At 64.2% G+C, this 13,323-nt stretch carries 14 protein-coding genes; 9 read left to right on the top strand and 5 right to left on the bottom strand.

Annotation, left to right across the window (positions count from 1 at the left end):
- The first annotated feature begins 253 nt into the window (after positions 1 to 253).
- The 5 genes from KI243_RS24310 to KI243_RS24290 all read left to right on the top strand — a co-directional run bounded on the left by KI243_RS24310 (position 254) and on the right by KI243_RS24290 (position 5,138).
- Positions 254 to 1,636, top strand: a complete 1,383-nt coding sequence (locus tag KI243_RS24310; protein WP_017124569.1) for a glutamine synthetase family protein — start codon at positions 254 to 256, stop codon at positions 1,634 to 1,636.
- A 198-nt stretch (positions 1,637 to 1,834) separates the two neighbouring features.
- A complete protein-coding gene (locus KI243_RS24305; RefSeq protein ID WP_017124568.1) occupies positions 1,835 to 2,512 on the top strand; it encodes a class I SAM-dependent methyltransferase in 678 nt (225 codons plus the stop codon).
- Positions 2,513 to 2,655: 143 nt separating this feature from the next.
- Positions 2,656 to 3,789: a ribonuclease D gene (gene rnd / locus KI243_RS24300; RefSeq protein WP_103033112.1), complete on the top strand. Its 1,134-nt coding sequence runs from the start codon at positions 2,656 to 2,658 to the stop codon at positions 3,787 to 3,789.
- Positions 3,786 to 4,079 carry a YcgL domain-containing protein gene (locus KI243_RS24295; protein ID WP_042934650.1) on the top strand — a complete coding sequence of 98 codons (294 nt, stop codon included), beginning with the start codon at positions 3,786 to 3,788 and terminating at the stop codon, positions 4,077 to 4,079. The genes rnd and KI243_RS24295 overlap by 4 nt, the downstream gene beginning before the upstream one ends.
- A 126-nt stretch (positions 4,080 to 4,205) precedes the next feature.
- Positions 4,206 to 5,138 (top strand): D-2-hydroxyacid dehydrogenase, encoded by a 933-nt coding sequence (locus KI243_RS24290; RefSeq protein ID WP_017124566.1) that lies wholly within the window; start codon positions 4,206 to 4,208, stop codon positions 5,136 to 5,138.
- A gap of 138 nt (positions 5,139 to 5,276) precedes the next feature.
- Here the strand turns inward: KI243_RS24290 and KI243_RS24285 are convergent, their stop codons facing one another.
- Positions 5,277 to 5,870, bottom strand: coding sequence for a nitroreductase family protein (locus tag KI243_RS24285; protein WP_017124565.1), 594 nt, complete (start codon positions 5,868 to 5,870; stop codon positions 5,277 to 5,279).
- 277 nt (positions 5,871 to 6,147) lie between these two features.
- On the opposite strand from KI243_RS24285, the gene KI243_RS24280 reads away from it, so the two are divergent.
- On the top strand, positions 6,148 to 6,597 hold the full coding sequence (locus tag KI243_RS24280; protein WP_017124564.1) for a YcgN family cysteine cluster protein: 450 nt from the start codon (positions 6,148 to 6,150) through the stop codon (positions 6,595 to 6,597).
- A 25-nt stretch (positions 6,598 to 6,622) separates the two neighbouring features.
- On the top strand, positions 6,623 to 7,861 hold the full coding sequence (locus KI243_RS24275; RefSeq protein WP_017124563.1) for a hypothetical protein: 1,239 nt from the start codon (positions 6,623 to 6,625) through the stop codon (positions 7,859 to 7,861).
- Between the two features lie 21 nt (positions 7,862 to 7,882).
- Here KI243_RS24275 and KI243_RS24270 read toward each other — a convergent pair whose 3' ends face one another.
- The 3 genes from KI243_RS24270 to KI243_RS24260 form a co-directional block, all read right to left on the bottom strand.
- Entirely contained in the window at positions 7,883 to 8,257 is a 375-nt protein-coding gene (locus tag KI243_RS24270; protein ID WP_017124562.1) for a DUF2892 domain-containing protein, read from the bottom strand.
- Positions 8,258 to 8,339: 82 nt separating this feature from the next.
- Positions 8,340 to 8,807 (bottom strand): RNA methyltransferase, encoded by a 468-nt coding sequence (locus KI243_RS24265; protein WP_095107241.1) that lies wholly within the window; start codon positions 8,805 to 8,807, stop codon positions 8,340 to 8,342.
- 48 nt (positions 8,808 to 8,855) lie between these two features.
- Positions 8,856 to 9,563 (bottom strand): glutathione S-transferase C-terminal domain-containing protein, encoded by a 708-nt coding sequence (locus KI243_RS24260; RefSeq protein WP_017124560.1) that lies wholly within the window; start codon positions 9,561 to 9,563, stop codon positions 8,856 to 8,858.
- A gap of 105 nt (positions 9,564 to 9,668) precedes the next feature.
- On the opposite strand from KI243_RS24260, the gene KI243_RS24255 reads away from it, so the two are divergent.
- Positions 9,669 to 10,250: a TetR/AcrR family transcriptional regulator gene (locus KI243_RS24255; RefSeq protein WP_017124559.1), complete on the top strand. Its 582-nt coding sequence runs from the start codon at positions 9,669 to 9,671 to the stop codon at positions 10,248 to 10,250.
- A gap of 26 nt (positions 10,251 to 10,276) precedes the next feature.
- On the opposite strand, the gene KI243_RS24250 is transcribed toward KI243_RS24255, so the two are convergent.
- The gene (locus KI243_RS24250) at positions 10,277 to 11,179 is read right to left on the bottom strand and encodes an HD-GYP domain-containing protein (protein ID WP_212809991.1); all 903 of its coding nucleotides are present in this window, start codon (positions 11,177 to 11,179) and stop codon (positions 10,277 to 10,279) included.
- 216 nt (positions 11,180 to 11,395) lie between these two features.
- Between KI243_RS24250 and KI243_RS24245 the strand changes: the two genes are divergently transcribed.
- A complete protein-coding gene (locus tag KI243_RS24245) occupies positions 11,396 to 13,321 on the top strand; it encodes a methyl-accepting chemotaxis protein (RefSeq protein ID WP_178992304.1) in 1,926 nt (641 codons plus the stop codon).
- Positions 13,322 to 13,323: the final 2 nt, after the last annotated feature.

Raw genomic sequence — 13,323 nt, 5'->3', positions numbered from 1 at the left:
CAAGCATGAAGCTTCGACGGGCGCCCAGGCGCCGGGCGTCGTTTCGTCTCGCCCGTCGATCACCGTTCCCAGTCTGGTCGCCCTCCCTTCCGAACTGGCCTTCTGGGCGTTGTGGCATTGTCGTCATGCGCGCCCGCCGGATCCGCGTCATTCCCGTTGAGTCATTTCACTGATCGCAGGCGGCCCGTGCCGGTCGCCTGGTTCGAACCGGTGGGCGCCCGAGCGCCCGCCTGACGCGGAATACGAGAAGCCCATGAGTGTCGCCTGCCAGTCCTTTGCTGCCCCGGAAGAAGCCCGGTCGTTCCTTGAACAGAACCCCGATATCGAGATGTTCGAGCTGTTCATCGTCGATAACAACGGTGTGCCCCGTGGCAAGTTGTTGCACCGCGATGAATTGCTGGCGGTGTACGCCAGTGGTCGCCCGCTGCCGAGCACCATTCTCGGCCTGACCCTCAATGGCGACGATGTGGAAAACTCCGGGCTGGTCTGGGAGGTGGGCGATATCGATTGTCGTGCCTACCCGATCAGCGGCAGCCTGCAACGCATGCCCTGGCGCCTGATCCCGACGGCGGCGGTGCAGGTCAGCATGCACCCCACCGAGGGCTTGCCGGCCACCGTGGCCGATCCCCGGCAGTTGCTGGCGCGGGTGATCGGGCAGTTGCAGGCCGACGGTTATTATCCGGTGATGGCGGCGGAGCTGGAGTTCTACCTGCTGGACCAGCAACGCGACAGCAATGGTCGCCCGCAGCCTGCCCGCGATGCCGATGGCGGACGTCCGCGTTCCACCCAGGTCTACGGCCTGCGCGAGTTGGAGCAGATCGAACCGTTTCTCGCCGACCTCTACAACGCCTGCAAGCTGCAGGGCATTCCCGCCCGCACGGCCATTTCCGAATACGCCCCCGGCCAGGTGGAAATCACCCTGGAGCATCGTGGCGATGCCTTGCAGGCCATGGACGAAGCCGTGCGCTACAAGCGGTTGGTCAAGGGCGTGGCGCACAAGCATGGAATGATCGCCTGCTTCATGGCCAAGCCTTTCGATGACCTGGCCGGCACCGGCATGCATATGCATGTGAGCCTGGCCGACAAGGATGGCCACAACCTGTTCGCCAGCGAAGCCGTCGACGGTACGCCGCTGTTGCGGCAGGCGGTGGGTGGCATGCTCGCGACGCTGCTCGATTCGTTGCTGCTGTTCTGCCCCAATGCCAATTCCTATCGGCGTTTCCAGAGCAACAGTTATGCACCGCTGGCGGCGACCTGGGGTGTCGACAATCGCACGGTGAGCCTGCGGGTGCCCGGCGGACCGGCTGATTCGCGGCACATCGAGCACCGGATCTGCGGTGCCGATGCCAATCCCTACCTGGCCGCCGCCGCGATCCTGGCGGGAATTCATCACGGTATCCGCCAGCAACTGGACCCGGGAGCGCCCATCGAAGGCAACGGTTATGCACAGGCCGGCGAGCGTCTGCCCACCGACTGGCTGACCACCCTGCTCGCGCTGGAAAGCTCCAGCTGGGCCCGCGAAACGTTCGGCGGCGAGTTCCTCGGTGTCTATCTGGCGGTCAAGCGCGCCGAGTACCGGCAGTTCATGGGCGAGGTCGGCGAGCAGGACTGGCGCTGGTACCTGCATCAGGCGTGAGTCCCCGCTAACAAGGCAATTGGGGCCCGGGAGTGCCTTCTTGAGCGGCAGCGGCATTTTTTTCACGAAATATTGATGCACGCCTGACTAAGGTTCGAGTGCAGTCGGGAGATGCATCGTGTTTCCCGGCTGCTCCCCCGGTCAGCCTGGTGTTCCAGGTGGAACCGGCACCGGCCAATGCACCAGAGTTCGTCAGACATGTCAGCGCAGCCACCCTCACTCGTCGAGCTTGAATTCGCCCGCCAGCATGCGCGCGAACATGCACGGGTGTGCCGCGAGGTGGCTCCCGGCGGCCTGCTGCGCCGCCTGGGGCACTGGCGCGAGAAGCAACTGATGCGCCATGCGCTGAAGGTCGCCGGCGAACCGGGCCTGGTCCTGGATCTGCCCTGTGGCGTGGGGCGGTTCTGGCCGGTCCTGGCGGAGCGGGGCAATCGTGTGGTGCTGGCGGCCGATTCGTCCCAGGACATGCTCGATCATTGCGCGGTCCATCATTCTCTCGAATTGCTCAAGCGGGTCCGGACCTTCCAGAGCTCGGCGTTCGCCATCGGCTTGCCGGAAAACGCCGTGGATTGCATCTTCTGCGTGCAGTTGTTCGCCTATGTCGCCGATAAGGCGCAGCGCCTGGCGATGCTCCGGGAATTTCACCGGGTCAGCCGCGACACGGTCATTGTCTCGCTGTGGGTGGACGGCAATGTCATGGCCTGGCGGCGCCGGCGCCTGGCGGTTCGCTCGGGCCTGGACAGTCAGCGCGTGGTGCTGGGCAAGGCGCTTATCGAAGCCGAATTCCAGGAGGCCGGCTTCGAGATCGTCGGCCATCGGGATTTCCTGCCGGGCTATGCCATGCGTCGGGTCTATGTCCTGCGCAAGGACAGTTGATATCTCCTTGGCCGGGCTGAACCTTATGAGTAGGACTATTCTTTTTTCGCAGCGAGCCTTTTCACTCATGCTGTTGCAGAGTGAATGCTCGGAAATCGCCTGTGGCGATATATACTGCGCGCCATTCTTCAAGGGAGAGCCGTGTGGCCATCGATATTCACTGGATTCGCGACAACGATAGCCTCGGTCAGCATTGCACTGAATGGCAACAATTACCCTTCGTTGCCCTCGACACCGAATTCATGCGGGTCGACACCTTCTATCCCATCGCGGGGCTGATCCAGATCGGTGACGGCGTGCGCGCCTACCTGATCGACCCCTTGACCATCGACAACTGGCAACCCCTGGCCGCCTTGCTGGAGAACCCGGCGGTGGTCAAGGTGGTGCATGCCTGCAGTGAAGACCTCGAAGTCCTGTTGCGCCTGACCGGCAGCCTGCCTGCGCCGCTGTTCGACACCCAACTGGCTGCCGCGTACCTGAACCTGGGTTTCTCCATGGGGTATTCGCGCCTGGTCCAGGAAGTGCTCGGTATCGAACTGCCCAAGGGCGAGACCCGCTCGGATTGGCTGCAACGCCCGCTGTCGGAAACCCAGGTCAGCTATGCCGCCGAGGATGCGCTGCACCTGGCCGAGGTCTACACCCGCCTGCGCCCGCAACTGTCGGACGACAAGTACGCCTGGGTCCTGGAGGACGGCGCCGAACTGGTTGCCAACCTGCGCCGCGAGGTCGACCCCTACGAGGTCTATCGCGAGGCCAAGCTGGCCTGGAAGCTGTCCAGGGCACAACTGGCGGTGCTGCGTGAGCTCTGCGCCTGGCGCGAGCGCGAGGCCCGGGCCCGTGACCTGCCGCGCAACCGGATTGTCCGCGAGCATTCCCTGTGGCCACTGGCCAAGAGCCAGCCGGATAACCTGGTGACCCTCGCCCGCATCGAAGACATGCATCCGCGTACCGTGCGCCAGGACGGCGAATTCCTTCTCGAACTGATCAAGCAGGCCGGCAACGTGCCGATGGACCAGTGGCCGCCGGCGGTGCCCGAGCCGCTGCCGATCGAAGCCGGGGCGCTGGTCAAGCGCCTGCGGGCGGTCGGCCAGGCCGAAGCCGAGCGTCTGAACATCGCGCCGGAACTGATGCTGCGCAAGAAAACCCTGGAAGCGCTGATCAAGAGCGGCTTTCCTGACGGACCTTATCAATTGCCCGATTCGCTGCGTGGCTGGCGCCGCGAATTGATGGGCCAGGCCTTGCTCGATAGCCTGGCGACTGCCGGAGAACAGCCTTGAAACGTATTTGCTCCATCTACCGAAGCCCGCGCAAGAACGAGATGTACCTCTATGTCCTCAAGAGTGACGCTCTGGAGCGCGTGCCGGAAAACCTGCTGCTGGCGTTCGGCAAACCGCAGCATGCCTTCGACCTGGTGCTGACCCCGGAGCGCAAGCTGTCACGCGAAGATATCCACAAGGTGCTCGAAAACCTCGAGACCCAGGGCTATCACCTGCAGATGCCGCCGGCGGAAGACGAGTACATCGAACACTTGCCCGAAGAGCTGTTGCGGCGCAATGATCCGGTCTGACGGATATCTCTGAATGCCCTGTCCAGGGCATTCGACTCGAATGGAATGTATTTTCTGGCGGTGGCCGAGCACGATGGAGAGCGCTTCGTCGGCGGCCGCCTGCACCGTTTTTGAAAGGTTTGAACCATGCGCGTTCTGATTGCCGAACACGACCACGCCCTGTATGCCCGCCTGCTGCGCCAGGCGGCACCCGAACTTGAAGTGATGACCAGCGGCGATTCGGCCACGTTGTCGAACCTGGCGGCCGATTGCCCGATCTGGCTGGGCCAGCCGGACCTGTTGGCGACCCTGTTGCGCCAGGGCCACCAGCCGCAATGGTTGCAATCGACCTGGGCCGGCGTCACGCCGCTGCTGGCCGAAGGGCTGCCGCGCCACTACCGGCTGACCCGCGCCGTGGGGATCTTTGGCCAGGTGATGGCCGAGTATGTGCTGACCTACATGCTCGGTCACGAGCGCGAGGTGCTGGCGCGGCTGGTCAGCCAGGTCGAACGCAAGTGGGACAATCGCATGGGGCAGAGCCTGGCGGGGCGCAAGGTACTGATCGTCGGCGCGGGCGATATCGGCCATAGCGTGGCGCAGTTTCTGCAACCGTTCGGGGTCGAGCTGTACGGGATCGCCAGCGAGGCCCGGGAGCAGCCACCGTTTATCCGCGTGGATGCCCTCGAGGCGCTGGGTGAGCGGGTCGGCGAGGTGGATTACGTGATCAACCTGTTGCCCAACACACCCAATACCCATGACCTGTACGACGCGGCGCTGTTCAAGCGCTTCAAGCCGACCGGCCTGTTCATCAATGCCGGACGCGGCGTGGCGGTGGTCGATGCGGACCTGGTGGAGGCCTTGAAGGAGGGGCATCTGGCGGGGGCGGTGATCGATGTCTGCCGCCAGGAGCCGTTGCCGCAGCGCCATCCGTTCTGGACGGCGTGGGGATTGTTGCTGACCGGCCACAGTTCGGCGCCGACTTCACCGACCATGATGGTGCAGTTGTTCGTCGATAACCTGCGGGCCTATCAGGCCGAGACCGCGTTGCGCGGGGAAGTGGACTTCGATCGCGGGTACTGACGATCCTGGTTGGCAGGGCTGGCCACAATCCCTGTGGGGGAGAGTGGCTGGCCCGCGAAGAGGCCTTCGAGATCGCTAAAGGCTTCGCGGGCCAGCCACGCGCCTACAAGGTGTGCGCAGTGCTGCGGTACCGGGCGATTACAGGCTGAAATCACCTTCGGCCGCCAGCGCGCTCAACGGCTCGCGTGGGCTCGGTACTTCGCGGGCCTGCAGGTAGTCGGCCAGGGTCGCCTTGTCGCCCAGCTTGCCCACCGCCACCGCCGCGTGCAGGGCATAACCTTCTGGAATCTTCAGTTCCTGGCGGGTCAGTTCCTGGTCGAAGCCGGCCATGCCGTGGGTGTGCCAACCACTCTTGCTGGCCTGCAGGGCCAGGTAGCCCCAGGCCGAACCGGTGTCGAAGGTGTGCCACAGGGCCGGGGTTTCCTCGGCGGCGCCGGGGACCTTGAAGGTGGTTTTCGAGATCACGATGATCAGCGCCGAAGCGTGTTGCGCCCAGCCACGGTTGAACTCGTTGAGCAGGCCGAGGAAACGTTGCCAGTTCGGCGTGTCACGGCGCGCGTAGAGGAAACGCCACGGTTGCGAGTTGTAGGCCGACGGCGCCCAGCGGGCCGCTTCGAAAAAGCTCAGCAGGGTTTCTTCCGGAATGGCTTCGCCGGTGAAGGCGCGAGGCGACCAGCGTTGGGTGAACTGGGCATCGATCGGGTAATCGGCGACACGTGGATTGGCGCTCATGGGAAATTCCTGAACTAGAGTCTGGGATGAAGGGTGTGAGTCGAGCCGGGCCGTTGCCGCGGTGTCCGGTCGTGATGCCTGGCCCGTGTACGTCTGCTTCGTGCGGCGCGGTGGAGCGCTAATGGCAGTTGGCTAGGGGCTTTCGCGACGATCAAAGCTACTGCGCGGCGTGCCGGCTGACAAGCCTTCTTCAACCGACAGTCGCCAATGCTTGGCCCTTTGCGGCGCGGGCACTAGACTGGCGGCCTTTTCACTACCCGATGCAGATGTTTGAGCCATGGCCGCAAGAGTCGAACCCTTCTGGATACGCAAGACCCTCGATCAACTCGATCAGGAGGAATGGGAGTCGCTGTGCGACGGTTGTGGCTTGTGCTGCCTGCAAAAGCTCGAGGATGAGGAGGACAACAGCGTCTATTACACGCGGATCGCCTGCAAGCTCCTCGACCTGAAGACCTGCCAGTGCACCGACTACGGCAATCGTCGCGATTCGGTGCCCGACTGCATCCAGCTCACGCCGGGCAAGGCCGATCAGTTCAAATGGCTGCCACCGACCTGCGGTTATCGCCTGGTCAGCGAGGGCAAGGACCTGCCACTCTGGCACCATCTGGTCTGTGGCGATCGCGATGCGGTGCACCATGAGCGGATTTCCCAGTCCGGACGCATGCTGGCCGAAGGCAGCGTGCCCGAGGACGATTGGGAAGATCACCTGATTTTCCGCGCCGGTTGAGTCAGGCGGGCCCGAGGGAGTGTGTATGCCGGTGCATTGCCGACTGTTGCTGGGGTTGCTGCTGCTGATGCTGGCCGGTCCCGGTTGGGCCGGGAAAAAAGTCGACCTGGATTATCATGTGCGCCTGCTGCCCCAGAGCGATCAGGCCGAAGTGCGCCTGACCCTGGCCCAGGGCTCGGCGGTGCGCAGCCTCGACTTCGACCTGGGCAGCCAGGGTTACTACACCGACTTCAAGGCCGACGGCCAGTGGTTGCAGGCACCCGACCAGGCCGGCAGCGCCAGTCGCGGGATCTGGCGGCCGGCTCCCGGCAAGGCCAGTCTCAGCTATCGGGTGAGCATCAGCCATCCGCGCAAGAACGGCACCTTCGATACCCGCATGACCGCCAACTGGGCCCTGTTGCGCGGCGAGGAACTGGTCCCGCCGGCGCACCTGGACCAGCAGGACGGCACGGAGCTGGTGGCGCGCCTGGAGTTCGAGCTGCCCACCGGCTGGAAAAGCGTCGAGACCGCCTGGCCCCGGATCGGCAAGAACCGCTTTCGTATCGATAACGTCTCGCGCCTGTTCGATCGCCCGACCGGCTGGATGCTGGCCGGCAATCTCGGCAGCCGGCGCACGCGCCTGGGGGAAACCGAAGTGACGGTCGCCGGTCCGCGGGGCGAAGGCATGCGACGCATGGATGTACTGACGCTGCTGACGTTTGTCTGGCCCAAGGTGCAGGAAGTCTTCCCGCGCAATCCGCCGAAACTGCTGGTGGTCGGGGCGGGCGAGTCGATGATGCGCGGCAGCCAGGCGGCCCATGATTCGATCTACCTGCACACCACCGGGCCGCTGATCGGTGAGTCGGGGGCCAGTCCGCTGGTGCGCGAGCTGGTGCACGTCTTCGGGCGGATCAACGACAGCCATCGCAGCGACTGGATCGGTGAAGGCCTGGCTGAGTATTACGCCATTGAGCTGGTGCGCCGGGCGGGGGGCATGAGCGAGGAACGCTATCAGGCCCTGCAGGCGAAGCTGGCCCGCGTCAGCCACAAGGTCACCGGTCTGCGTGGCGACCAGGTCAGCGGGCCGACGGTGGCCCGTGCGGTGTTGTTGTTGCAGGAACTGGATCGGGAAATTCGCCAGCGCACCGGCAACCAGCACTCGCTGGATGATGTGAGCCGGGCGGCGATGCGCCTGGACACGGTGACGACCCACGAATTCATCCAGCTCAGCGAGAGCGTGATGGGTGGGTCGTCGAAGGTACTGGCCAGTGATCTGCTGAAGTAGGCTCGGCTTCCCGCCTCAGGATCAGGCTTTGGGCGTCTTCAGCGAGTCATTGCCGGTCACGGTCGCGGTGCGGGTGGCCGCGTCGGCGTTGGCCTTCATCTGCTTCAACTCATCCGCGGCCCGCTCGATCTTCGTGCGCACGCCGTGCAGGTCCTGGCGACCTTTTTCCAGCAGGCTCTTGGCCGAGCTGTGGCCGGTGATGCCGCGGGCCAGCGCCACGCCGCCGATGGCCACCTGGATCAGGCCGAACACGCCGCCACGGCGCAGGCCCTTGCCCATCATCACCACGCCGCCGGCCAGCGAGCCGATACGCTCCCAGCCCTGGACGTTCTGGCGCGGGTCCGGGGACTGGAACGGGGTGGATTCGATGCGCTGTACGATTTTGCTGTCGCTCATGGTCTGTCTCCTGGACGGTCAATCGATAGACGGCTGATGGATAGACTGCAGACTGCGGGCGGCCGTGCGGGTTCCGACAATCTCAGAACTTGGGGCCCGAGCGGGTGTTGTTGCCCTTGGCCAGGCGGTCGTAGAGCACCACGTTGACGGTGGCGGCGAGGTTCATGCAACCGGTGGTGGGGATGTACACTACATCCTCGCACCAGTCGCGGATTTCCTTGTCCAGCGAGCCGTCTTCCGGGCCGAAGATGTACAGCGCGCGGTCCGGGTGGGTGTACTCCGGCAGCGAGCGGGCGCCTTCCACCAGTTCGACGGCGACCGGGATGCAGCCCAGGGGCAGGATCTTCTTCAGGTCGTCGATGCCGATCAGCGGAATGTCCTGATGGACCTTCTTGGTGTCGGTGACGAAGTCCCGGGCCCGCTCATAGCGCTTGCCGGTATAGAACACCGAGGCCACGCCGTAGCAGCCAGCTGCACGCATCACCGAACCGACGTTTTCCGGTGACTTGGGGTTATACAAACCAATGCAGCTGTACCTTTTGTTTGCCACGAGCCGGGTGCCTTCCAGGAAAAAGACGCGATTATACCGGCATCTCCGTCAGGCCGTGGTGTCGGGATAGTTCGAAGGGAACAGCGCCCGTCGGGTTTGTTCGTCGTTGACCTGCTTGAAGGCATGGCTCTTGCCGACCTGGCGGGCACGGGCCACGGCCGGGCGGGCATCGATACGCTGGAACCAGGCGGACAGATGGGGGTAGGCGGCCAGTGGCGACTCTTCGCCCTTCAGTACGCGCGACGCCCGGTCGATCCAGCCCCAGGCCGAGATATCGGCAATCGAGTAGCTGTCCCCGACGATATGGCTGCGCCCGGCCAGATGCCGGTCCAGCACCCGGTAGTGCCGCTCGGCTTCGCGGCGATAGCGATTGATGGCGTACGGAAGACTTTCCGGGGCCGAATGCTGGAAGTGCACCGCCTGGCCGGAAAACGGCCCGAGGCCGGTGCCGATAAACATCATCCACGACAGCAGTTCGCCGCGATCAGCGGGATCGCCACCGAGCAGCCCGGTCTTTTCACTCAGGTACAACAGGATCGCGTTCGAGTCGAACACCCGTACTTCGCGACCGTCCGCACCTTCGGTATCGACGATGGCCGGTACCTTGCCATTGGGGTTGATCGCCAGGAACTCCGGGCTGTGCTGCTCGCCCTTGCTGGTATCGACAGGGACCACTTCGTAGGGTAGCGCCGTTTCTTCAAGAAACAGGGCGACTTTGGCCGGATTGGGGGTCGGGTGGAAAAAGAAACGGATCATGGCGAAGGTCCAGGCTGAAGTTTTAGATCGAGTGTTATAAAATAGATCGAAACCCGGGTGTGTGACAATCGCCGTTCGACTTCAATTTGAATCAATGTGTGAGTTATGGCGCGACCAAGAGAATTTGACGAGGCCCGTGCACTGGAGGCGGCGATCCGCTGCTTCTGGATCCGCGGCTACGAGGCGACCTCGGTGCGGGACCTGGCGCAGGCCATGGGCATCACCGGGGCCAGCCTGTACAACGCCTACGGCGACAAGCGTGCGCTGTTCGGCCGGGCGCTCGATCATTACATCCAGAACGGTTTCTGCGAGCGTTCCGCGCGTCTGGAGCAACAGTTGCCGCCCCGCGAAGCGGTGCTGGCGTTCTTCGACGAAATCATCGAGCGCTCCCTGAGCGACCCTGAGCACAAGGGCTGTTTTATCGTCAACGCGGCCCTGGAGGTGGCGCCCCACGATCCGGAGTTCAAGGCGCTGCTGGCCAAGGTCCAGGAGGGGATGGAGGACTTTTTCCTGCGCTGTATCCGTGCCGGCCAGGCCCAGGGCAGCATCGATGCGGCGCAGTCGGCGGACGATCTGGCGCGCCTGTGCCTGGGCGTGCTGATGGGACTGCGGGTGCTGGCCCGCTCCAGACCCGAACGGGCGCTGCTGGAGGGGCTGGTGCGCCCGCTCTTCGCCTTGTTGAAATAGCCCGTCCTGGTTGCAGGCATGGGGGATTACAGCGCCTGGGCGAATTGCTGCCGGACCAGCCGTCCGATCAACTCGATGTCGGCCTGGGGACTGAGGTCCTGCGCGCTGCCGGCGCCACCGGTGGCCTGCAATGCCAGCGCGCTTCCCGGTTCATGCTGTTGCAGCAGGTAGTCGGCGCCGCAATTGCCGCAGAACACATGATCGCCCGCGCGGTGCGCGCGCCTGAGCACCACGGTCGGCCCGCACATGCCGCAATGGTGCAGGGGAATGCCCTGGTCGGTATGCCCGATGATCGGGCTCAGCGCCCCTGATTCCCCGAGCTGGATGAACAATGCCCCGAAGTGCGCGTCGAACTGCGTTCCCAGGTGCTTGCCGATGATCTGCAGCGCCTGCTCCTGCGGCATGCCGGCGCGATAGGGGCGGGTACTGGTCATGGCATCGAAGGCGTCGCAGATGCCGACGATGCTTGCCAGGTGCGGAATCTCGCCGGCCTTGAGTCCCAGCGGATAACCCCGGCCGTCGGGCATCTCGTGGTGCAGGCGCACGGCGTCCTCGACCAGCGTCGCCAGCGGATGGGCATGCAGCAGCCGATAGCCGATGTCGGGGTGGGTCTTGATCACCGCGTACTCTTCGTCGCTCAAGGGCCCGGCCTTGCGCAGCACCGCGTCGGGAATGCCGACCTTGCCCAGGTCATGGACAAAACCGCCGAGGGCAATCCGCGCCACTTCCCCGGCTGCAAAGCCGGCCTTTTGCGCCAGCAGTTCGCAGAACTGCGCCACCCGCCACAGATGCCCACCGGTATAGGGATCGCGCGCCTCCACCACCCAGGCCATCACCAGCAGGCTGGACAACAGCTCCTGGTCGGCACTCGATTCATGTGTCGGGTTGCGTGGGCCCAGCAGGTTTTGAATCCATTGGTTCAGCTTCATCGAACGAGATCTCGGTGCAGGAACAAGAGACGGGTGGCCATCAATAATGGCACTTTGCCTAGTCGAGTCTGGATGGCGCTTTAAATTACAACCCATGGAAAAAATCTTCACCTTGTATTTTAGATCGATCGATTTAAAATGCCGGCCATCTCAAGGCGTCCCGAGGTCTCTGGCGCGTTGCCTCGGCCGGGTAGTGGCCTCACAGGAGAGTGCGTGATGATCACCGGCTGGTTGCTGGAGGCTTCGGTGCGTCGCAAGTTGACGCTGGGATTCGGCATTGTGCTGCTGCTCACGGCATTGCTGACGGGGATCGCCTGGTACAGCATCGGGCAATTGACGATGCGTAGCGAAGCGTTGGTGGACAGCGTGTCGCTGGATACCCAGATCGCCGCTGTGCGCTTGCAGGAAAACGAATTCGACCGCACCGGGCAGGGCACGGCCGTCGACGCGTATGCCGGGCAGATGCAGGCGTTGTATGGCGGGGTCGACAAACTGCAACTGAGCCTGGAAAGCGATGCGCAACCGGTCCTGGGGCAAATCCGCGAGGTGGCCCGGGCCTACCAGCAGAGTTTTGCCGAGTTCGTCGCGGCGCGAAGCCAGGCGCGCACGGCGGAAAGTGCCATGGTGCCGGTGATGGAGAATATCTCCGACCATTTGACGAGTCTGCGCACCCAACTGTTCGAGCAGATGCGCCGCGACCCGGGGGTCACCGTCGATCAGGCCCAATCGGTAGCCGAACTGCAATGGCTGATGGCGCAATTGCGTGACCAGGTGCGCTTGTATATCGCCGATCCCCAGCCCGAGGCGCAGTTGCGCGTTGCGCAGATTGCCGACCGGATCCGGGTACAGGGCAACGATCTGTATGGACAACTGCCCGGTGATGATCTGCAAACCGCGTTGCTGGGCGCCTTGCAAGCGGCGGTGATCTACCAGGACCGGGTCGTGGACTTTCACGACAGCGTGCTCAAGAGCCAGCAGGCCAAGCAGGCGATGCTGGCTCAGGCCGTGGATTTGCAGCGCTTGAGCGCGGCGGTCTATCAGCGGCAACTGGAAGGTCGTGGCCACGATGTCCGGATGGCCCTCGGTGAGCTGCTGGTGGCGGGGTTGCTGGCATTGTTGCTGGGGATGTTGTCGGCCTGGGTGATGACCCGGCAGATCGTGCCGCCGCTCAAACGCACACTGGCCCTGGCCCGGCAGATCGCCGCGGGTGATTTGACCGGTAACCTGGAAAGCCACCTGCGCGACGAGATCGGGCAGATGATGGGCGCCATGCGCGAAATGGCCGGGCATCTGCGTCAGTTGATCGGACGTATCGGGGACGGCACGCGACAGCTGACCGGGGCCGCCGAAGGCCTTTCGACTGTCACCGCCCGCAGCAGCGCGGGTGTTGCCCAGCAGCGTGAGCAGACCGAAGAGGTGGCTGGCGCGATGATCTCCATGGTTGCCAGCGCCCAGCAGGTGGCCCGCAATGCCCAGCAGGCCTCGGAGGCGGCGCAGGCAGCCGAGCATCGCAGTGTCGAAGGCAATCGCGTGGTCAGCCAGGCGATCGAGCATTTTGAAGCCTTGGTGCTCAATGTCGACCGCTCCGCCGAGGCCATGGAGCGCCTGCGTGCTGACGGCGAGCGTATCGGTGGCGTTTTCGGGGTGATTCGCGAGGTAGCCGAGCAGACCAATCTGCTGGCGCTCAACGCGGCCATCGAAGCGGCGCGTGCCGGCGAGGCGGGGCGAGGGTTTGCGGTGGTTGCCGATGAGGTGCGGGCATTGGCCCAGCGCACCCAGCGTTCCACCGAGGAGATCGAGGAGCTGATCGCGGCCCTGCACGGCGGTACCGAGCAGGCCACGGCGATCATGCGCCAGAGCCAGCATATGAGCCAGTCCAGTGTGACCCTGGCGCGCGAGGCCGGTGGTGTGCTCAGTGAAATTCGCCAGTCCGCTTCACTGATCCAGTCGATGAACTCGCAGATTGCCACGGCCGCCGAGCAGCAGACTCGCGCCTGCGAGCAGATCAGCGGCAACCTGGCCCGCGTACGCGATATCGCCGACGAGTCGGCACAGTCGACTGCACGCACGGCGGCGGCAAGTCTCGAGCTGTCGCGCCTGGGGGGCGACCTGAGCGTGCTGGTGCAGCGCTTTACGGTGTAGCC

This window comes from Pseudomonas sp. Ost2, assembly GCF_018326065.1.
In the GTDB taxonomy this organism is placed as follows: Bacteria; Pseudomonadota; Gammaproteobacteria; order Pseudomonadales; family Pseudomonadaceae; genus Aquipseudomonas; species Aquipseudomonas gingeri.
Note: the sequence above shows the minus strand (reverse complement) of the source record. Positions and strands in the feature narration are given on the sequence as shown.

Bases quoted from the DNA above. Each gene is read 5' to 3' on its own strand.
- KI243_RS24270 (WP_017124562.1), bottom strand. From the start codon at position 8,257: ATGAGCGACAGCAAAATCGTACAGCGCATCGAATCCACCCCGTTCCAG.
- KI243_RS24245 (WP_178992304.1), top strand. From the start codon at position 11,396: ATGATCACCGGCTGGTTGCTGGAGGCTTCGGTGCGTCGCAAGTTGACG.
- KI243_RS24280 (WP_017124564.1), top strand. From the start codon at position 6,148: ATGGCCGCAAGAGTCGAACCCTTCTGGATACGCAAGACCCTCGATCAA.
- KI243_RS24250 (WP_212809991.1), bottom strand. From the start codon at position 11,179: ATGAAGCTGAACCAATGGATTCAAAACCTGCTGGGCCCACGCAACCCG.
- KI243_RS24305 (WP_017124568.1), top strand. From the start codon at position 1,835: ATGTCAGCGCAGCCACCCTCACTCGTCGAGCTTGAATTCGCCCGCCAG.
- KI243_RS24310 (WP_017124569.1), top strand. From the start codon at position 254: ATGAGTGTCGCCTGCCAGTCCTTTGCTGCCCCGGAAGAAGCCCGGTCG.
- KI243_RS24255 (WP_017124559.1), top strand. From the start codon at position 9,669: ATGGCGCGACCAAGAGAATTTGACGAGGCCCGTGCACTGGAGGCGGCG.
- KI243_RS24275 (WP_017124563.1), top strand. From the start codon at position 6,623: ATGCCGGTGCATTGCCGACTGTTGCTGGGGTTGCTGCTGCTGATGCTG.
- KI243_RS24285 (WP_017124565.1), bottom strand. From the start codon at position 5,870: ATGAGCGCCAATCCACGTGTCGCCGATTACCCGATCGATGCCCAGTTC.
- KI243_RS24260 (WP_017124560.1), bottom strand. From the start codon at position 9,563: ATGATCCGTTTCTTTTTCCACCCGACCCCCAATCCGGCCAAAGTCGCC.
- KI243_RS24290 (WP_017124566.1), top strand. From the start codon at position 4,206: ATGCGCGTTCTGATTGCCGAACACGACCACGCCCTGTATGCCCGCCTG.